Source organism: Roseibium sp. JB4-4, assembly GCF_055693425.1.
In genome coordinates this window covers 5897213-5916785 of sequence record NZ_CM146333.1, presented here as the reverse complement: position 1 = coordinate 5916785, position 19573 = coordinate 5897213, and the positions used below count along the sequence as shown (strand labels likewise).

Here is a 19573-nt window from a genome sequence, read left to right as displayed (position 1 = left end):
TCACCGGCATGAGTCAATTGGGGTCCGTTGCCGGGGTTACTCTGCGGCGTCCGCAGCTTCGTCCTCGGCGATCGCAGGTACATCGTTACGCTGAAGTTCAACGTTGAGACCCAGGGACCGCATTTCCTTCACAAGCACGTTGAAGCTTTCTGGAATACCCGCCTCGAATGTGTCGTCGCCGCGTACGATGGCCTCGTAGACCTTCGTCCGGCCGGCCACGTCATCCGACTTGACGGTGAGCATTTCCTGCAGCGTGTAGGCCGCACCATAAGCTTCAAGCGCCCAGACCTCCATTTCCCCGAAGCGCTGGCCACCAAACTGCGCCTTACCACCCAACGGCTGCTGGGTAACGAGCGAGTATGGACCAATCGAACGGGCGTGGATCTTGTCGTCGACCAGGTGATGGAGCTTCAACATGTAGATGTAGCCCACGGTAACCTGACGATCGAACTCTTCTCCGGTACGGCCGTCATAAAGGGTTGACTGACCGGACTGCTTGTAGCCCGCTATGTTCAACGCATCGACAACATCCGGCTCACGTGCACCATCAAAGACCGGCGTCGCAATCGGAACACCCTTCTTAAGCTGATTCGCAAGGCGCACGATGCCATCGTCATCGAATTCCTTGACGTCATCGCCCTTGAGGTTGTCGCCATAGATCTCGATCACCTTGCCACGCAGGTTCTCGATCTCACCAGTCTTGCGGTACTCATCGTACATCTCGCCGATGCGGAGACCCATACCACGGCAGGCCCAGCCCATGTGGGTTTCCAGAATCTGACCGACGTTCATGCGCGACGGCACGCCAAGCGGGTTCAACACGATGTCGACATGCGTACCGTCTTCCAGGAACGGCATGTCTTCACACGGGTTGATCTTGGAGACCACGCCCTTGTTGCCGTGACGGCCGGCCATTTTGTCACCCGGCTGAAGCTTGCGCTTAACGGCAACGAAGACTTTGACCATCTTCATGACGCCTGGCGGCAGTTCGTCACCACGCTGCAGTTTCTCGACCTTGTCGATGAAACGCTGCTCGAGACGCTTGCGGCTGTCGTCATACTGACCACGCAGTGCTTCGATCTCCGACATGAACTTCTCGTCGTCAGTGGCGAACTGCCACCACTGCGAACGCGGGAAGTCGTTGAGAACATCCCCAGTCAGAACGCCGTCCTTCCGGAAGCCTTTCGGTCCGGCAACAGCGGACTTGTCCATCAGCATTTCTGCCAAACGGCCATAGACGTTACGGTCGAGAATAGCCTGTTCGTCGTCACGGTCCTTCGCGAGACGTTCGATTTCTTCACGCTCGATCGCCATCGCTCGTTCGTCTTTTTCAACGCCGTGGCGATTGAAAACACGAACTTCGACGACCGTACCGGACACGCCCGGCGGCAGACGAAGAGAAGTATCGCGAACGTCCGAAGCCTTTTCACCGAAGATGGCGCGCAGAAGCTTTTCTTCCGGCGTCATCGGGCTTTCGCCCTTCGGTGTGATCTTGCCGACGAGGATGTCACCAGGGTTCAGCTCGGCGCCGATATAAACGATGCCAGCCTCATCGAGGTTCTTGAGCGCCTCTTCCGAAACATTCGGGATATCGCGCGTGATTTCTTCCGGCCCAAGCTTGGTGTCACGCGCCATCACTTCGAATTCCTCGAGGTGGATGGAGGTGAAAACATCGTCGGAAACGATGCGCTCGGAAAGAAGAATGGAATCCTCGAAGTTGTAGCCGTTCCAGGGCATGAACGCGACAAGCACGTTCCGGCCGAGCGCCAGATCACCGAGGTCTGTCGAAGGACCGTCAGCGATGATGTCACTCTTGTGCACCCGATCACCGACACGGACCAGCGGACGCTGGTTGATGCAGGTGTTCTGATTGGAACGCTGGAACTTCTGCAGCCGGTAGATGTCGACACCGGATTTACCAGGATCGAGGTCTTCGGTTGCCCGGATAACGATACGCGTTGCGTCGACCTGGTCGACGACACCTGCACGGCGCGCGCCGATGGCAGCGCCGGAATCCCGGGCCACAATCGGCTCCATGCCGGTACCGACAAACGGGGCTTCCGCCCGTACAAGCGGCACGGCCTGACGCTGCATGTTCGAGCCCATAAGAGCACGGTTGGCGTCATCGTTCTCAAGGAACGGGATCAGCGCCGCGGCCACGGAGACCAGCTGCTTGGGCGAGACGTCCATGAGGTCGACCTTGTCGGACGGAACCATCATGTTTTCACCGGCGTGACGGCAGGTGATCAGCTCTTCAATGAAACGGCCTTCGTCGTCCATCACGGCATTGGACTGTGCCACGTAGTGCTTGGCTTCTTCCATGGCCGACAGATAGACAACGTCGTTGGAAACGATACCGTCTTTCACTTTACGGTACGGGCTTTCGATGAAGCCGTACTTGTTGACGCGTGCGAAGGTCGCCAACGAGTTGATCAGACCGATGTTCGGGCCTTCCGGCGTTTCGATCGGGCAGATACGTCCGTAGTGCGTCGGGTGAACGTCACGGACTTCGAAGCCGGCACGCTCACGGGTCAGGCCGCCCGGTCCAAGTGCCGACAAACGGCGCTTGTGGGTGACTTCCGACAGCGGATTGGTCTGGTCCATGAACTGCGAAAGCTGCGAAGAGCCGAAGAATTCACGTACAGCAGCGGCGGCTGGTTTCGCGTTGATCAGGTCCTGCGGCATGACTGTGTCGATTTCGACTGAGCTCATGCGCTCCTTGATGGCACGCTCCATGCGCAGAAGACCGACACGGTACTGGTTTTCCATCAGCTCGCCAACGGAGCGGACACGACGGTTTCCAAGGTTGTCGATATCGTCGATATCACCCTTGCCGTCACGCAGCTCCAGAAGCACGCGGATAACTTCCAGAATGTCTTCCTTGCGCAGAACCCGAACCGTGTCTTCGCACTCCACGTCAAGACGCATGTTCATCTTCACACGGCCGACTGCGGACAGATCGTAGCGCTCATCATCGAAGAAGAGCGATTGGAACATCGCTTCTGCGGTGTCGATGGTGGGCGGTTCACCCGGACGCATCACACGGTAGATGTCGAACAGCGCATCCTCGCGGGACTCGTTCTTGTCGACTGCCAATGTGTTGCGGATATAAGGGCCGGTGTTGACGTGGTCGATGTCGAGCATCGTCAGCTCGTGGTAGCCGCGCTCCACGAGTTCTTCCAGCAACTTGCCGGTGATTTCGTCGCCGGCTTCGGCGTAGATCTCGCCGGACTGGCCATCGACAATGTCTTCGGCAAGATACTGAGCGTGCAGATCTTCGTCAGTCACCTTAAGTGCGGTGACACCCTTTTCAGCAAGCTGACGGATCGTGCGGGCAGTGATCTTGCGGCCGCCTTCGACAACCACTTCGCCGCTATCTGCGTCGATCAGGTCATAAGATGCCTTGGTGCCTTTCAGACGGTTACCGTCAAAAGGCATACGCCAGGAACCATCCTTCTGACGGGTGTAATCGACCCGATTGTAAAAGGTGTTCAGGATCTCTTCGCCGTCAAGGCCGAGCGCCATCAGCAGCGAGGTGACCGGGATCTTGCGGCGGCGGTCGATACGCGCATGGACAATGTCCTTGGCATCGAACTCGATGTCGAGCCAGGAACCGCGATAAGGGATCACGCGCGCAGCAAACAGCAACTTGCCGGAGGAATGGGTCTTGCCTTTGTCGTGATCGAAGAAGACGCCCGGAGACCGGTGCATCTGGGACACGATCACACGTTCTGTGCCGTTGACGATAAAGGTGCCGTTGTCTGTCATGAACGGCATATCGCCCATGTAGACATCCTGTTCCTTGATGTCTTTGACTGACTTTGCACCGGTGTCTTCATCAACGTCGAATACGATGAGGCGCAGGGTAACCTTCAGCGGTGCTGCGAAGGTCATGTCGCGCTGACGGCATTCGTCAACGTCGTATTTGGGAGCTTCAAACTCGAAGGAAACAAATTCCAGCAGTGAGGTGCCGGCAAAATCGGAGATTGGAAATACGGACTGGAAGACCGCTTCAAGGCCTTCAATCTTGCGGCCACCGCCAGGCATCTCGTCGACCTGCAGGAACTGGTCATAAGACGCTTTTTGAACCTCGATGAGATTGGGCATAGCCGCGACATCGCGGATCGATCCGAAGTATTTACGGACCTTTTTGCGACCGTTGAACGTTTGGGTCATTGTCGCTCCTCATATGGACCGGGTAACGGCTTCCCGAAACGCCCCTTATCCAATCGGGCAGCTGCCCGGGCGCTTCGGAAAACCGTCGCCCCTTTTGAGATCCACTTGCCTCAAGCCAGACAAGCCGATCAGTCGTAGGGGTCTAGAGCTTTGCCACGCTCATTTGAACACAGCAGGCCCTAGTGGGACGTTCGCCCCGGAACCGGGTTAGACCCGCCGGGGCAAGAAACGGTTCCGGGAAAACCCGGAACCGCGAAAGGCAATAGCCTTTATTACTTCAGCTCGACAGAAGCGCCAGCTTCTTCCAGCTTTTTCTTCAGCTCTTCAGCTTCGTCCTTGGCAACGCCTTCCTTGACAGCCTTCGGAGCGGACTCAACGAGTTCCTTAGCTTCCTTCAGACCCAGGCCGGTGATGGCACGGACTTCTTTGATGACGTTGATTTTCTTGTCGCCGGCAGAAGCCAGAACAACGTCAAATTCGGTTTTCTCTTCAGCAGCAGCACCTGCATCAGCAGCACCACCGGCAGCAGCAGCAACTGCAACCGGAGCAGCAGCAGAAACGCCCCACTTTTCTTCCAGAAGCTTGGAAAGTTCAGCAGCTTCCATGACGGTCAGTGTGGACAGTTCTTCAACGAGCTTTTCAAGATCAGCCATTTTTCAGTACCTTAAATTCGAACCAGTGTTGGTTTCATGAGACAGTGTGTTGGTCGCCTTATGCGGCCTCGTCCTTCGTGGCATACGCATTGAAGACGCGGGCAAGCTGCCCGGCCGGTGCGTTAACAACCTGGGCGATCCGGGATGCAGGTGTCTGGATCATGCCAACCAGTTTCGCGCGCAGCTCATCGAGCGACGGCATGGTTGCCAGTGATTTGACCCCTTCCGGGTTCAGGTTGGTCGTGCCAAGAGCACCGCCAAGAATTGCAAACTTATCGTTTGCCTTGGCGAAATCGACGGCTGCTTTCGGTGCGGCTACCGGGTCCTCGGAATAAACGAGAACGGTAGGGCCCTGAAACAGGTCGGAGATGTGCTCAAGGTCCGTGCCTTTGAGGGCGAGTTTCACAAGGCGGTTTTTTGCGACTTTGACAGAGCCGCCGGCTGCACGCACAGACGCCCGCAATGCGGTCATCTGGGCAACCGAAAGACCTGCATAGTGCGCGACAACAACGACGCCGGTGTCTGCCAGCTCATCGTTGAGAGATGTCACGAACTCGTGCTTTTCCGCTCTTTCCACTTGCCTTCTCCATTTGGTGGCGCGTTTCGCCACCGGTTTACCTTTGCCGCCCGGCTTGATGGTCCCGAACCCGGGACCGTCTAGTCAAACGGCGCTCAGGGTCCTGTCCCCTCACCTGTGCGCCATGACAACGCGCGGCAAGGTCTGGTTCGAACCAAGTTTCCGCCGGATCGGCGGGGAATTTGGTTCTCACCCATCTATGCAGGCCAAATTGCTTAAGCCGGTTTTCCGGCACCTGCAGTCTCGGACAGGGCAATCCGGCGGCGGACCGCCGGATCTATTCGGCCTTGTGACCGAAATCTCTTCGTCAATCCGGAAACCCCGGATTATTCACCAGCAAAGCTGGCAAGATCCACTTTCACGCCGGGGCCCATGGTGGAGGACACCGCAATGCGCTTCAGATAGGATCCTTTTGCACCGGCCGGCTTGGCCTTCTGAACAGCATCCAGCAGAGCCTTGACGTTCTGCGAGATTGCCTCTTCGGAGAAGGACACTTTGCCAACACCGGCATGTACGATACCGGCCTTTTCAACGCGGAACTGAACTGCGCCACCCTTGGCGTCGTTGACAGCTGCGGTTACGTCTGGCGTTACAGTGCCGACTTTCGGGTTCGGCATCAGACCGCGCGGGCCAAGCACCTTGCCGAGACGACCGACGAGCGGCATCATGTCAGGTGTCGCGATGCAGCGATCGAAATCGATCTTGCCGCCCTGAACTTCCTGAACCAGTTCTTCAGCACCAACAATGTCGGCACCTGCGGCCTTGGCTTCATCCGCCTTGTCGCCACGTGCAAAGACGGCAACCTTGACGTTTTTACCCGTGCCGTTCGGCAGAATACACACGCCGCGGACCATCTGGTCTGCGTGGCGCGGATCAACACCGAGATTGATCGCAACTTCGACGGTTTCGTCGAACTTGGTCTTGGAACGGCCCTTGACCAGGCTCACAGCCTCGTCGAGCGAATAGAGCTTGTTCCGGTCAATGCCTTCACGCGCTGCTTTGGTACGCTTTCCAACCTTCGCCATGATCTTACCCCTTTACCTCAAGGCCCATGGAACGGGCGGAGCCTTCAACCATCAGCATTGCTGCGTCGACGTCGTTGGCGTTCAGGTCCTTCATCTTGGCTTCAGCGATTTCCTTGACCTGATCGCGGGTGACGGAACCGACAGTGCCGCGACCTGGGGTCTGGGAACCCTTCTGCAGCTTGGCAGCCTTCTTCAGGAAGAAGCTGACCGGAGCGGTCTTGACTTCGAACGTGAAGGACTTGTCAGAGTAATATGTGATCACGGTCGGGCACGGAGCGCCTTTTTCAACATCCTGCGTCTGCGCGTTGAACGCCTTGCAGAATTCCATGATGTTCAGGCCACGCTGACCGAGAGCCGGCCCAATGGGCGGCGACGGGGTAGCGGAACCTGCCGGCACCTGAAGCTTCAGGAAACCTTCAATTTTCTTCGCCATTTGTCTCTCCAGTCATCTGCAGCCGAACGGCAATCCGGCTGCTTGGGAGTTGGTGGTCCGGCACTTTGTCGTCGCCCGGCGAAGAGCAACGGAACCTTCCACCGCATTCATCCCGGTCCGGTCATCTTCAAGATCACCTTTACCGGGCACACGCGCCCTCCCGTCGGGAGAGCAGACAGTCAGAGCTTGTCGACCTGACTGAATTCAAGTTCCACAGGCGTAGCGCGGCCAAAGATGGAAACTGCAACCTTCAGACGCGCACGCTCGTCATCGACTTCTTCGACCAAGCCGGAGAAGGATGCAAACGGGCCATCGGAAACACGCACCTGCTCGCCAACTTCAAAGCTGACAGAGGGCTTGGGACGATCAACGCCCTCCTGCACCTGATTGATAATGCGCAAAGCCTCTTTCTCCGGGATCGGCATAGGCTTTTGATCCGCACCCAGAAAACCGGTGACTTTCGGCGTATCCTTGATGAGATGGAAAGCCTCGTTGGTCATGTCCATCTTCACCAGAACATAGCCCGGGAAGAATTTGCGCTCAGCGTCGACCTTGCGGCCACGGCGCACTTCCACGACCTTTTCCATCGGAACGAGAATTTCTTCAAACAGATCGGTGAGACCTTTCTGTTCGGCCTTCTCGCGAATGGAATCGGCGACCTTCTTCTCGAAATTGGAATAGGCGTGCACAATGTACCAGCGCTTGGCCATGGTTCTTCAGTTCCGTTTCTTGTTCTTGTCTGCAAACCGGACGGCCGGTCTTACTCAATTAGCCGCCGACACCCAGCAAAAAGCCGATCCCCAGGCTCATCAGCTGGTCCGCGATGAGGAAGAAGATCGAAGCGATCATCACCATGACAAACACCATGGCAGTGGTCACAGCTGTCTCGCGACGCGTCGGCCAAGTCACCTTGGAGGTCTCGGCGCGCACTTCCTGGATAAATTTAAAGGGATTGGTCTTCGCCATTCCGATTCCGGTCTGTTAAATACGAGTGGGCGCGCGGAAAGTCTCCGCGCGCCTCACTCGAGGAAACTGTTTAAGCCCTCGAGGCCGATTAATCAAGAGCAAATTGGCAGGGGCAGCAGGGTTCGAACCCGCGACCTACGGTTTTGGAGACCGTCGCTCTACCAGCTGAGCTATACCCCTTCATGGGAACCGCCTGCGCGATCCCCGCTCCTGATACCCTCTGAGGCCGCTCACAGCAACACTTAAGAGGGCAAACCGCCGGGCACAAGCCCGGCGGTTCAATTTCATCTTATTCAGTAATTGATGCGACGACGCCGGCGCCGACGGTACGGCCACCTTCGCGGATCGCGAAGCGCAGGCCTTCTTCCATGGCGATCGGCACGATCAGCTCAACGTCAACGGAAACGTTGTCGCCAGGCATAACCATTTCAGTGCCTTCAGGAAGGGAAACAACACCGGTCACATCAGTCGTACGGAAGTAGAACTGGGGACGGTAGTTGGTGAAGAACGGCGTATGACGGCCACCCTCTTCCTTCGTCAGGATGTAGGCTTCTGCCTTGAACTTCGTGTGCGGGGTAACTGAACCCGGCTTGCAAAGAACCTGGCCACGCTCAACGTCTTCACGGGCAACACCGCGGATCAAAGCACCGATGTTGTCGCCTGCTTCACCGCTGTCCAGCAGCTTGCGGAACATTTCAACGCCGGTAACCGTGGTCTTGGTGGTGTCCTTGATGCCGACAATCTCGACTTCTTCACCCACATTGATCACACCGCGCTCAACACGACCGGTCACAACAGTACCGCGGCCGGAGATCGAGAACACGTCTTCGATCGGCATCAGGAACGGCTGATCCTTCGGACGCTCAGGCGTCGGGATGTATTCGTCAACCTGGTTCATCAGCTCGCGGATCGCATCACGGCCAATCGCCGCATCACGGTTCTCAACAGCTGCAAGAGCAGAACCCTTGACGATCGGAATGTCGTCGCCCGGGAACTCGTAGGAAGACAGAAGCTCACGGATTTCCATCTCGACAAGCTCAAGAAGCTCTTCGTCGTCGACCTGGTCAACCTTGTTCATGAAAACAACAAGAGCCGGAACGCCAACCTGACGCGCAAGCAGGATGTGCTCACGGGTCTGCGGCATCGGGCCGTCTGCGGAAGACACAACCAGGATCCCGCCGTCCATCTGAGCAGCGCCGGTGATCATGTTCTTCACGTAGTCGGCGTGACCAGGGCAGTCAACGTGAGCGTAGTGACGGGCTTCCGTCTCATACTCAACGTGAGCCGTGGAGATCGTAATACCGCGCGCCTTTTCTTCAGGGGCACCGTCAATCTCGTCATAAGCTTTTGCTTCTGCGCCACCTGCTTCTGCAAGCGTCATGGTGATCGCAGCGGTCAGCGTCGTCTTGCCGTGGTCAACATGGCCAATCGTGCCAATGTTAACGTGCGGCTTGTTGCGCTCAAATTTTTCCTTCGCCATCGGCGTCGCTCTCTGTCCAATACTCGGTTCATCGATAAAGGCTCGAGTCGGGCCGCATTCCGGCGCCTTGGACAGATCCGCGTGCGACGAACTACTTCCCGTAGAACTTTTCTGTCAGGATTTCCGGGCGAAAGAGCCTTCCGTCCCGGACACTCCGATCAGCACCCATGATGGAGCGGGTGAAGGGATCGAACCCTCGTCGTCAGCTTGGAAGGCTGCTGCTCTACCATTGAGCTACACCCGCACAACGAGAGAAACAGAAACGATGGTGGAGGAGGTTGGATTCGAACCAACGTAGGCATAGCCAACGGATTTACAGTCCGTCCCCTTTAGCCACTCGGGCACTCCTCCATCTCGTCCTGCTTCACGCCGAAGCGATCAGGATGGCTTGACCGGAGAGCCCGCCCGAAGGGGCGAGCAATCCCGTGGCGCGTGTTATGCAGATGAGGACCTGCCCTGTCAACGCCGATTTTGCAAAGAAATGAACAAAATCCGGATGACGCGCGAAACAGTTGCCTCACGCGCAGTCCATCGGCCTAGCCACCTATCCAAAAAGTGTGCCTCAGCTTGGCCATTTTGTCACGATTTGCCTTTGGTTTTCACGCTCTTGCGCTCTTGCAGGCTCTCCCCCTGTGGACAACTGCGGAGCGTCAGGCAGTGGGGCGTATATGGCAGCAAAGTAGGGCTTCAACGATTTCAAAGCACCTCTGATAGACGCCAGGTGATCAAAATAGGAGTTGCGGCGCACAAACGATTTGTTGTAGCTACAACAAATGACTGATCCGCTTGACGACATAGACCTGATGCATATGGGCCGGATGTGCTTCGGCCACGCAGCAAGGCGCACCGCAAATCTGCTGACCCGGCATTATAATCGGCACTTGGCGGCACTCGGTTTGGAACTCACCCAGGCTCAGTTGCTGGCGGCGATTGCCGAGGGTTCCGCCACATCCGCATCGGAAATCGCAAGATTTCTCGGCATTGACCGCTCCACACTTGCCAGAAACCTGAAACCGCTGGAAACCGCGGGCCTGATCACAAGGCAGGACCAGGGTGGACGCCGTGTGTTGCCGGTCCTGACGTCGGCGGGCAAGAACAAGGTGATTGAAATCCATCAAACCTGGTCTAGGGCGCAAACCGAGATCAGCGACCTTCTGGGCCCTGACGGTGCACAAGCCGTGCGCAGCCACATGTCCGCGCTGCGCAAGGCAGTGCACATTCTCTCCGGCGAAATAGGCACGGAGAGGCCGAACCGTGCTGGGCAGAGCGCTCAAACAATTTCTTCAAAATCAGGACGACAGACATGAACAACTCTGAGTCATTTACAGAAAACGGCAAAACCCATGAGCTTGGCGCCCTGCCCAAGAAGGCTTTTCACGAGATGACCGGTCTCGACATTTTTGAGCGGATGATGGCCGGTGACCTTCCCGCACCGCCAATCATGGTACATTCCAATATCCGCATGAAGGAATTCTCAGAAGGGCGCGCTGTTTTCACCGGCCAACCTGCCAAAGAGTTCCTCAACCCGCTTGGCACCGTTCACGGGGGCTGGATTTCCACTCTGATTGACACAGCCCTTTCCTGCGCGGTTCACACAACGCTGCAGCCCGGCGAGTTTTATACGACCACTTCGCTCAACGTGAACATGGTGCGTCCACTCCAGGCCAACAGCGGCAAGGTCACATGCGAAGGCCGGATCGTGCATCGCGGTTCACGGCTTGCCACCTCCGAAGGTGACCTTCGCGATGCAAATGGCAAACTGATCGCCCATGGCACGGTCAGTTGCATGATCATGAAACCATCCTGACACCGGCATCCGGTCTGTTGAAGAGACGGAAGCCACCTCTTTCCCTTTGGACTATTTGGCGCTAGAGCTGCGCTATGACGGAAAACACCAAATCATCGCGCTTCAAATCGGGCAGAGGCAAGCCCGGCGGACCTTTCAGGAAGGGGGCAGGCAAACCTGCCCCGCGCCGCCCGGGCCTGCCGCCGGAAGGTCCTGTACTGCTCTATGGCCTCCACACGGTGGAAGCGGCCTTTGCCAACAAGGACCGCAAGCGGCTGAAGCTTTTTGCGACGGAAAATGCACAGCGCCGTCTGGAAGAGCGCGGCGTCACGATCGACGTGCCGGTGGAAAACATGATGCCACGCGCACTCGATCGCATGGTCACCAGGGATGCGGTTCATCAGGGTATGATTCTGGAAGCCGACCCCCTGCCCGCATATGGCGCGGAGCACCTAAGAGGTGCGCGGCTGATCCTGGCGCTCGATCAGGTCACCGACCCGCACAATGTCGGCGCGATCTTGAGATCAGCCGTTGCACTTGACGCCGATGCCGTCGTCACAACGGAACGCCACGCCCCTGAAGAGGGTTCCGTTCTTGCCAAATCCGCATCCGGTGCGCTGGACATGATCAAACATGTCAGGGTGAAGAACATGGCCCGCTTCGTTGCGGAAATGCAGGACGAGGGTTTTTCCTGCGTCGCTCTGGACAGCGACGGTCCGGCAAGCCTGGAAGAGACGCCCTTCACCGACAAGACAGTTCTGGTTCTGGGGTCAGAGGGCAAAGGCGTGCGCCAGGGCGTGCGAGAAGCCTGTGGCCTGACGGCACGTCTCGATATGCCGGGTGAAATCCGCTCCCTGAACGTCTCCAATGCAGCCGTGCTGTCGCTCTACGTCGCACGCATGAAAATGGGGCTCTAGGTCACAGGTATTGGTGCTGGCCGATCAGAAATGCGTCTGACCGACCACCAGCTAATCCTGGTTCGATGCTGACACGAGAGCAGCTTTCGCCTCTTTCAGCGTTTTCAGAAAACGCCGGCTTCGTCGTATGGTCTCCTCCACATCCTCGATCTTCTGCTGCAAAAACACCTCGCCTTCAAAGTCTTCTTCATGGGCATTTTCAAGCTGTCTGAAAAAGGTTCTGAGATCGGCGATTGTAAACCCGGCGGCCTGAGCCTCTGTAATCAACTCAAGCGTGAACAGCGTTTCCTCTGAATAGTCACGATAGTCGTTGCTGGCGCCTGCACTCGGCACAGATCGAATGAGGCCCTTCTTTTCGTAAAAACGAATTGTATCCCGGCTGAGATCCGCCCGTCGGGCAAGTTCACCAATTCGCATCAGCTCGCCTCATACTTCTCTTCGTCAACAACGGAAAACCATTGACTCAACTCCACGGTTTTGCTTAACCGATTTGGCGAGGCAATGGCAATACGGCAGTCAAACAAGGAGCAAAAGGATGGGTGCGAAGTGTCAGAGTTGCGGAATGCCCTTATCCAAGGATCCAAACGGAGGGGGCCTTGAGGCTGATGGCTCGCGCAGTTTTCTTTACTGCTCGCTATGTTATGACAACGGCGGTTTCAGGCATCCGGAAATGAACCTGCAGGAATTCCAGGAGCACTGCATTGCCCAGCTGAAGGCCAAGGGTATGCCGTCGATCTTCGCCTGGCTGTTTACGCGCCATATTCCAAATCTGGCACGATGGGCCGATACCGGTGCCAGATAGGGTCCGCAGACTGGTTCCCAAACATGTTCCGTATGCTGCGGGAAGAATTCATTCAGCCGGGCCAGCCGCGTCGCTGACCTGACGTCTACCACTCCAATTACCGGCACGTGTCAGGAACGGAGCGAGGATCAGGCTCAAGAAGAGCGTCGGTGCGAGCACCATAAGACCGGTGCGAATACCGTAGGCATCGGCAACCGGGCCAATCGTCAACGGCCCGAGCAGGAAGCCCAGCAACGCGATAAAAGACAGGATCGCGACGTTCGAAGCCGCACTTGTTCCTGGTGCCGCAGACGCGGCAGAGACGCCCAGTGGAAATGCCAGCGCGGCTCCAATGCCAAGAATACCGAGCCCAAGAAGCGCCACCGACACGCCCGGCGCGACCCAGATGATGCCCAGACCGGCCAGACCCACCGCTGCAAGTATTTGCCCCAGCCTGCCAGGCTCCGCCACATGTCGAAGCCTGTCGCCCAACAGCCGGGTTGAAGCAAGGCAAAGGGAAAAGACGGAAATACCGAGACCGGCCAGTCCCGGGCTTGCGGCAAACGCGTCTCGCAGGAATACTGCGGCCCAGTCCGCAATTGCTCCTTCGACGATTGTCGTGCCGAACGTGAAAACACAGACGCCGAGCAACAACGGGTGCGGCATCCGAAACCCTGGCGCATGTTCCTGCGCACTGGTGGAAGCCTCAGCGACAGGCATCTTGAGTATTACCGGCCACACCAGCGCTTCGACAACGATCGCAATCGCCAGTCCGGCCAACAATGGTGAGAGCCCCAACCCTGCAACCGCCGATCCGATCAGCGTACCGGTCAACAAACCGAAACTCCAACACCCGTGAGCAACGCTCATGACCTTACCGCCGGTATCCTTTTCATATTCGTCGGCAAGCACGTTCAGGCCCAGTTCCAAAAGGGATAGGGAACTTCCCATAAAGGCAAGCGCTATCATCAGGGCCCATTGGGTCGGTGCCATGAACGGCAGCAGCATGACGAGCAGAAACACCGGATAAAGCACCAGTGTAATCCGGCGCGCGCCCAACCAGTTGGCGATACGCCCGGCAAAGAGGAGCGTTGTCAACGTCCCGATCGGAGCACCAATCAGAGCGAAGGCAAGCTCACTGTTGCTGAGACCCAATGAGGTCTGAATGCCCGGAATATGCGGCAACCACGCTCCCAGCGCGATCGGCTGCAGAAAAAAGATCAGGCAGATGCGCTGTGCCCGCGTCATGTATTCCCTGTTCAGTGAAGACGGGCCGCACCGCGAGGTGCCGTTGCCCGGTGCGACTCATTTTGGGTTGTCGATGCACAGCATTACACGAATTTTACCAGGTTCGGCAGGTGCCCGCTTACCGCCCGGTTCCGGGAGGCCCCTTTCGGGTCTGCACCGGACCTTCGTAAGGGGCAAAGGTTTTCAGCCCGGAGACATCGAACCCGCTTGGGCATCCGGATGCGATATAGTCAAAATAGATTGCCCTGCCGCGAAAAGCTCTGCTTTTGTCTGCCTCGAAAAAGAGGCCGTAGCAGGTTTTGTTGCAATAAAAGAGGCTTCCCTCCTCGGCCCCGACCCGCTGCGCCTTGCCGTTGGTCTGGAGGATCTGCTCGCCCTGAAGCATGCCCGTCATCACGTGACAGACATCGCCGCCATATGAGTTCCGGGTGCTGTCCTTGATGGCGAACCGGATTGGAATGCCGGTGATCTCCTTGCCGGTGCGGTCCACGCGATGCAGCCAACGATCGCGCGCAAAATTCTGCGGGTGTCCGGAAAGGCAATTGAGCACATCCCAATCGGAGGTGGTCTTTACATTATAGAAATAGTCACCGGTCTCGTCTTTCATGCCACGGCAGGTGTCGAGTGCATTTTCAACCCCGTTCGCCTTGTCGAACCACCCAAGCGCCAGGATCGGAAACCCGTCCATTGCATAGCCGATCGGTTTCTTGTCGACCTCCACCCACGTCTTGCCGAGATCCTCAATCAGGCACTTGGGCGCAATGTGGTAGTGATAGTCGTCACCCCTGCCCGCATGGCCGCCGCAAACATCCAGTTCGCCGGCTTCAAAGGCGCTCGGGCGCTTGCCGGTCGACCTGTTCACCGGCCCCTGCGTGCTTGGATCGAAGATCGGAACACCGTTGACGGCAACACCGACCGGACCTGCTTCTGTTTTTGTCGGCCGGTTTGACAGCTGCGGCGTCAAAAGGATTTCAAACTCGTAATTGTGCACCGACGGGAATTGCTGATTGGTGGCAATGATGCCCCGCATGATCGGATCGTCGGTGTCGGGCAGTCCTTTGGACGAAAACCGCGCCTTGCCACCGGAACATTCCAGCGTCTCGATCTCCTTGGTGTAGCAGGCCTCATCGCATTTGCAGGTCTTGATATCGTGCGCTTCTGATGTCGTTGAAAACGCAAGCGACGAAAAGACGATCACCGCCGACAAACCCATTGGTTTTGCAAATTTCATTTGTGCATTCCCGATATAGCCCACGTCATTTGGCTTAACACAGCAACCGGACAGACCGCAGGGTGAATTTGTAATAGTCTGTAACCGGCCTTGGAACGGATTTATCCACAGTGACGGGGCAATTATGGTTGCTTTTCTATGGCGTTAGAAAGTTTGTTGGGTCTGGAAAAGAATTTTTGCCACAAGGGCATGGACAAGCGCCGCCAATCTGGTAGAAGCCATTCCCGGCGCCGGTATAGCTCAGTTGGTAGAGCACGTGATTTGTAATCTCGGGGTCGCGGGTTCGAATCCTGCTGCCGGCACCAGTTTTCTCTCTACAATTAGATTTTTTGACACGGTGACGTTGCACGTGCTTTCCATGGCAGTGTGTCGAAACCGAAGTTCACCTTTGTTGTAGCGCTGTAGCGTACATCTTCACTTGGCACCCAGATTTCGCAGCTTAGGAAGGTCGTATTCGGCACATTGCAGTTGCTGACGCACAGCGCGGCCTACGCCCGCTAAGCGCTTCAATTTCGGACTTACGCTGGATGTCTGATCGATCTGCAAGCTGCCGTCGGAAAGGGAGCAAGGTGGGTCTGGTTCGATTACCGCTTAAAATTCAACAATTGGACACTTGTGGTCACTTCGGGTGACAACGCAGTTCCGGTTATTCTGCCAGTATCTCCCAAGATGTCACGGCTATGGGGAGACAATCGAATGGACCCTTTGCAAGCAAAGGTCGGGGCCGACTTGTTTCTTGGTGCAGAGCTCACCGAAGATGAGTTTTACAATCAACACAGTTGCAGCTGGCTCCACGCAATCAGATTACTGTTCGAGAAAACAAGGCAACTGAGGCCACGAAACCACGGTTGGTTTCCAGGCCGAATGAGCATTGACCGACGATGACGCAATCAGCGAACGAACTTGCCGAAAATTCCGCGATCATGGACGTGATTTTACGTGAAACCGACAGGTTTGTGCAGCAGGACTTTGATGGCTGGGCAGCGTGTTGGGTTCAAGATGAACGTACGCGCGAAGTCTGCATTTCATCATCCTTCGGAGCAACGGTTCTTGAAGGATGGGAGACGCTCAGCAACTACATGCAAAACGTGATGGAGAACGGAGCAACCTGCAAGATATCCGATATTCAGCGGTTCAACATAAGCATTACGGTGAGCGGAAACATAGCCCATGTTGTGTTCAACGAGACCTCCAGACATGAGAATGGCCGCGTCGAAGAGACTTTTGAAACCAGAGTGCTGGAACGATCAGACGGCCGGTGGCGTATTCTTTACGCCTCATTCGTGTTGCGTGGTCATCAGCAAATTGATGCCAACAGGCTGGCGGTGAACGCCAAAGGGGAAATCCTTTGTGCTCCTTACGAGGCGCGCAAGCAACTTGAACGCCACCAAGGGCTGCAGATATCGAACAACCGGCTGCGCGCGGCGCGGCCTGAATGGGACAAAATTCTTCAAGCAGCCTTGGAACGCGCAGCTCTCCAGCATGGCTACTTTCAGCATTACCGGTATATGGTCGAGAGTGGACGAAACTTTCGGCTGCCAGTCGTACTGGGGGAAACGGACGAAGGAAACGTTGTCGTTTGTGTTCTCTTTGTCAGGGATGGTTTGACGTTTGTAGAAACCGCAAGCGACGGTGATATCAATGTCCGGTTGAGCGTTGCCGGAAGTGTTTTCGGGCTGTCTGAGGGGCAGATGTTGCTGGCGCGTCGTGTCGTGCAGGGCGACAATCTAATTACCGCGTCTGAGACCCTCGGCATCAGCAAAAACACGGCAAGAACGCACTTGTCTCGTATTTACGAAAAAACCGGTGTCAATTCTCAAACCGCATTGGTGCGAACACTCTTGAGCATCGGATAAGGCTGTCTCGACTGACGAGCTCAAGCCTCCGTACAGACGTCGTGCGACATCCGTCCAAAAGGGCTCTTACCAGACGTTCGCCGCACCAGAAACAAACGACCGCTAAGCGCCGCCTTATTGGTCGTTCGCCGTGTTGAAGCCTGAGCCTGAAAGCAGACGTTCGTTTGAGACGCACCAAAACTACGAGTTGGGGTGGGAAGCGGCCATTCGTTGCGGTCAGATCGAATGGCCGATTTGCTTGGCTACCCTGCCGACCAGAGAAGCTCTTCCCGTTGGTTCTGCGACAACAAGTTGATCCCGATGAGCTAGGCCAGCCTCGGGAAATCTATTGTCCGGCGTCAAGTTTGTCGGAGCGCATAAGCGTTTGAGCAAACGGGGCTCTGGTTTGACAACTGTTTCAGTTTAGTCGGCTGACGGCGTCCGCCATCACACGCAGACCGGTTATCAGGTCAGCCTCGTGCGTGTCTTCGGCAAAATCGTGGCTGATCCCGTTTACCGACGGAACAAACAACATCGCTGACGGCATCAACCGCGCCATGTTTGAAGCGTCGTGCAAGGCGCCCGACGGCATCTCGCGCCACTTACCCGGGGCCTGCGCCTCAGCTGCGGCGCTCAAGGCTGCGCGCAAGTTGGCGTCCATTGGAACGGGCTGCAGTGCCTTGACCGGTACAATTTCAGCCTGCATTCCATGGCCAACGGCAATCTCGGCAACAAGATCGCGAACAAGAGCTTCCATCCGGGCTAGCCGATCGTCATCAACATCGCGCCATTGCACGTTGAACTTCACTTCACCGGGCACAATGGAGGGTGCATTGGGCCGCAGGTGTATCCGACCAATCGTCCAGACTGTGCGCGGTGTTACAATGTTCCGAAGGCGGTCGTTTAGCGCGGCGTTGAATGCCGACAGCGCCTGAAACGCATCTCTTCGCTGGTGCATCAGCGTGGTGCCAGCGTGGTTTTGCTGACCTGTCAGGGTGACCTGCAGTTGCCGGGATCCGACAATACCTGTGACAACACCAATCGCCTCGCCCGCGTCGTCCAATGTGCTGCCCTGTTCGATATGTAGTTCAATGAAACCCGAGAATTGGTTTTGTGGCACGAACGCCCCTGCAAGAGCCGCCATTGAAGACCGCGCATCGCGGAAAGAGACCCCGTTCATGTCCGTGAATTCGTCGGCCTCGGCAAGTGTGGTCTTGCCTGAATAAATGCTGGATCCGGTCAGCGCACCAAATCGCCCTTCTTCATCCTGGAAGTTCACGACTGACACTGGCGGACCACCCGCCTCTTTCGCAGCACGCGCGATCTCCAATGCGACGATGACACCCAATGCCCCATCCAGCCAGCCTCCTTCGGGTTGGGTATCGGTGTGAGACCCCAAAAGCATGGATGGAGCATCGGTCAGGCCGAAGACGTTGCCCGCAGGATCCACATGCGGGGCCAGGCCCGTCGCCTCAAACTGGTTGATCAGCCACTTTCGGGCAGCCACGTCTGGTTCAGAAAACGCCGGACGCACCACTCCCTTGCCCACTCCACTCGCACCGAAGGAGCGGAGCGTGAGAAGATCTCTTAAAAACCTGTCTGGCAGAACGTTCATCTTGACCTTCCCAAACTGAAAACACCCAGAATTTGCCCGACCTTCCGCAATTGGAACGTCCTCTTTTTATGCTGCAGCCGATTTGCTCACCTTTCAAGCTAACTGACCCAAAAGCGCGTCAAACAGCCAAGCTGTCAAACGGGCCATGGCGCCCTCGGTCGTGCAGTCCCTTACGCGCTTCCCCCAGAACTTTCCGGTTGCGCGTGGCTGGCGCTGGTATTTCACCTCAGGGAACTTCCGAAACGCGGGACGAAACGGTCGACCAACGCCGTTATGCGTTTGTCCGCTTTGTTTGTCTGAAAGACCTAAACCCGCCAGTCCCCTTCCGGCCCCATTTCAGTCAGTCGGAAGAAACGTAAAGAAAATCAGAACTCCACCCATCTACAGCAAGTAGAAAAAGAGCGGGCCCTGGGCCGGTTCGACGGAGTGGACTTCAACGCGAACCTCATGCTCAGCGCCTGTTTGGCGAAGCTTTTTTCCGGCAATGGTTTCCGCTGCAGACTGGGCATTTTCCGCGCGGATAATTCTCTGGCTGCCAGCCACTCTGACACCGTTGTGCAAGAGATATGTGCGGAACAGTCGCAATCAGCCCTCCCTGAAAACCCAAAAAATCGGCCATCGTGGTTTTCGGAGTCTTGACCAAAATCAAGAAATTAAATTGCCCTTTTGAGAAAGCGAAAGATGCCTCTTTGAGGGGTTCGTTCTTTTTTATGTCAGCTACATGCCCAGCTCTTGAAATATCTACTTAAAATGAATTTTAACGTGCAAAATTGGAACGCATCTTGTCCAGCCATCCGAAGCTTTAGAGAGCCATATTCAGAACACTCCAGAACTTTGGATCAGAGTTCTT

At 56.5% G+C, this 19573-nt stretch carries 19 protein-coding genes and 4 tRNA genes; 6 read left to right on the top strand and 17 right to left on the bottom strand.

What is annotated here, in order from left to right; translation table 11 throughout:
• Positions 1-36: 36 nt before the first annotated feature.
• The 12 genes from rpoB to ACZ1HV_RS27820 all read right to left on the bottom strand — a co-directional run bounded on the left by rpoB (position 37) and on the right by ACZ1HV_RS27820 (position 9661).
• Complete coding sequence (gene rpoB / locus ACZ1HV_RS27875) at positions 37-4176, bottom strand: DNA-directed RNA polymerase subunit beta (protein WP_298962003.1); 4140 nt, start codon at positions 4174-4176, stop codon at positions 37-39.
• Positions 4177-4448: 272 nt separating this feature from the next.
• Positions 4449-4829 carry a 50S ribosomal protein L7/L12 gene (gene rplL / locus ACZ1HV_RS27870; RefSeq protein WP_152501362.1) on the bottom strand — a complete coding sequence of 127 codons (381 nt, stop codon included), beginning with the start codon at positions 4827-4829 and terminating at the stop codon, positions 4449-4451.
• Between the two features lie 58 nt (positions 4830-4887).
• A complete protein-coding gene (gene rplJ, locus ACZ1HV_RS27865) occupies positions 4888-5406 on the bottom strand; it encodes a 50S ribosomal protein L10 (protein ID WP_298962010.1) in 519 nt (172 codons plus the stop codon).
• A gap of 326 nt (positions 5407-5732) precedes the next feature.
• Positions 5733-6431: a 50S ribosomal protein L1 gene (rplA, locus tag ACZ1HV_RS27860; RefSeq protein WP_298962013.1), complete on the bottom strand. Its 699-nt coding sequence runs from the start codon at positions 6429-6431 to the stop codon at positions 5733-5735.
• A gap of 4 nt (positions 6432-6435) precedes the next feature.
• The gene (gene rplK / locus ACZ1HV_RS27855; protein WP_094071112.1) at positions 6436-6864 is read right to left on the bottom strand and encodes a 50S ribosomal protein L11; all 429 of its coding nucleotides are present in this window, start codon (positions 6862-6864) and stop codon (positions 6436-6438) included.
• A gap of 12 nt (positions 6865-6876) precedes the next feature.
• Positions 6877-7014 (bottom strand): hypothetical protein, encoded by a 138-nt coding sequence (locus ACZ1HV_RS27850; RefSeq protein ID WP_472716945.1) that lies wholly within the window; start codon positions 7012-7014, stop codon positions 6877-6879.
• A 29-nt stretch (positions 7015-7043) separates the two neighbouring features.
• Positions 7044-7574 carry a transcription termination/antitermination protein NusG gene (gene nusG, locus ACZ1HV_RS27845; RefSeq protein WP_298962018.1) on the bottom strand — a complete coding sequence of 177 codons (531 nt, stop codon included), beginning with the start codon at positions 7572-7574 and terminating at the stop codon, positions 7044-7046.
• Between the two features lie 58 nt (positions 7575-7632).
• Entirely contained in the window at positions 7633-7830 is a 198-nt protein-coding gene (gene secE / locus ACZ1HV_RS27840; RefSeq protein ID WP_152501358.1) for a preprotein translocase subunit SecE, read from the bottom strand.
• Between the two features lie 104 nt (positions 7831-7934).
• A tRNA-Trp gene (locus tag ACZ1HV_RS27835) sits at positions 7935-8010 on the bottom strand.
• Between the two features lie 109 nt (positions 8011-8119).
• The gene (gene tuf / locus ACZ1HV_RS27830) at positions 8120-9310 is read right to left on the bottom strand and encodes an elongation factor Tu (protein WP_298961980.1); all 1191 of its coding nucleotides are present in this window, start codon (positions 9308-9310) and stop codon (positions 8120-8122) included.
• 171 nt (positions 9311-9481) lie between these two features.
• Positions 9482-9554, bottom strand: a tRNA-Gly gene (locus tag ACZ1HV_RS27825).
• A gap of 22 nt (positions 9555-9576) precedes the next feature.
• Positions 9577-9661 (bottom strand) — tRNA-Tyr (locus ACZ1HV_RS27820).
• Positions 9662-10083: 422 nt separating this feature from the next.
• Here ACZ1HV_RS27820 and ACZ1HV_RS27815 point away from each other — a divergent pair.
• The 3 genes from ACZ1HV_RS27815 (at position 10084) to ACZ1HV_RS27805 (ending at position 12013) form a co-directional block, all read left to right on the top strand.
• Positions 10084-10617 (top strand): MarR family winged helix-turn-helix transcriptional regulator, encoded by a 534-nt coding sequence (locus tag ACZ1HV_RS27815; protein WP_298818194.1) that lies wholly within the window; start codon positions 10084-10086, stop codon positions 10615-10617.
• Entirely contained in the window at positions 10614-11117 is a 504-nt protein-coding gene (locus ACZ1HV_RS27810; protein ID WP_298962024.1) for a PaaI family thioesterase, read from the top strand. The genes ACZ1HV_RS27815 and ACZ1HV_RS27810 overlap by 4 nt, the downstream gene beginning before the upstream one ends.
• A gap of 74 nt (positions 11118-11191) precedes the next feature.
• The gene (locus tag ACZ1HV_RS27805) at positions 11192-12013 is read left to right on the top strand and encodes a TrmH family RNA methyltransferase (RefSeq protein ID WP_472716944.1); all 822 of its coding nucleotides are present in this window, start codon (positions 11192-11194) and stop codon (positions 12011-12013) included.
• Between the two features lie 51 nt (positions 12014-12064).
• Here the strand turns inward: ACZ1HV_RS27805 and ACZ1HV_RS27800 are convergent, their stop codons facing one another.
• Entirely contained in the window at positions 12065-12430 is a 366-nt protein-coding gene (locus ACZ1HV_RS27800) for a MerR family transcriptional regulator (protein ID WP_472716943.1), read from the bottom strand.
• 118 nt (positions 12431-12548) lie between these two features.
• Here ACZ1HV_RS27800 and ACZ1HV_RS27795 point away from each other — a divergent pair, with 118 nt between their 5' ends.
• On the top strand, positions 12549-12815 hold the full coding sequence (locus tag ACZ1HV_RS27795) for a zinc ribbon domain-containing protein (RefSeq protein WP_472716942.1): 267 nt from the start codon (positions 12549-12551) through the stop codon (positions 12813-12815).
• Positions 12816-12863: 48 nt separating this feature from the next.
• On the opposite strand, the gene ACZ1HV_RS27790 is transcribed toward ACZ1HV_RS27795, so the two are convergent.
• Positions 12864-14042 (bottom strand): MFS transporter, encoded by a 1179-nt coding sequence (locus tag ACZ1HV_RS27790; RefSeq protein ID WP_472716941.1) that lies wholly within the window; start codon positions 14040-14042, stop codon positions 12864-12866.
• 118 nt (positions 14043-14160) lie between these two features.
• On the bottom strand, positions 14161-15273 hold the full coding sequence (locus ACZ1HV_RS27785) for a YHYH protein (RefSeq protein ID WP_298987230.1): 1113 nt from the start codon (positions 15271-15273) through the stop codon (positions 14161-14163).
• A gap of 229 nt (positions 15274-15502) precedes the next feature.
• On the opposite strand from ACZ1HV_RS27785, the gene ACZ1HV_RS27780 reads away from it, so the two are divergent.
• Together ACZ1HV_RS27780 and ACZ1HV_RS27775 are read left to right on the top strand one after the other, a co-directional pair.
• Positions 15503-15578, top strand: a tRNA-Thr gene (locus ACZ1HV_RS27780).
• Between the two features lie 576 nt (positions 15579-16154).
• A complete protein-coding gene (locus ACZ1HV_RS27775) occupies positions 16155-17129 on the top strand; it encodes a LuxR C-terminal-related transcriptional regulator (RefSeq protein ID WP_472716940.1) in 975 nt (324 codons plus the stop codon).
• A 397-nt stretch (positions 17130-17526) separates the two neighbouring features.
• On the opposite strand, the gene ACZ1HV_RS27770 is transcribed toward ACZ1HV_RS27775, so the two are convergent.
• The gene (locus ACZ1HV_RS27770; RefSeq protein ID WP_472716939.1) at positions 17527-18723 is read right to left on the bottom strand and encodes a hydantoinase/carbamoylase family amidase; all 1197 of its coding nucleotides are present in this window, start codon (positions 18721-18723) and stop codon (positions 17527-17529) included.
• A 381-nt stretch (positions 18724-19104) separates the two neighbouring features.
• Positions 19105-19308 carry a hypothetical protein gene (locus ACZ1HV_RS27765; protein ID WP_298818176.1) on the bottom strand — a complete coding sequence of 68 codons (204 nt, stop codon included), beginning with the start codon at positions 19306-19308 and terminating at the stop codon, positions 19105-19107.
• Positions 19309-19573 lie beyond the last annotated feature (265 nt).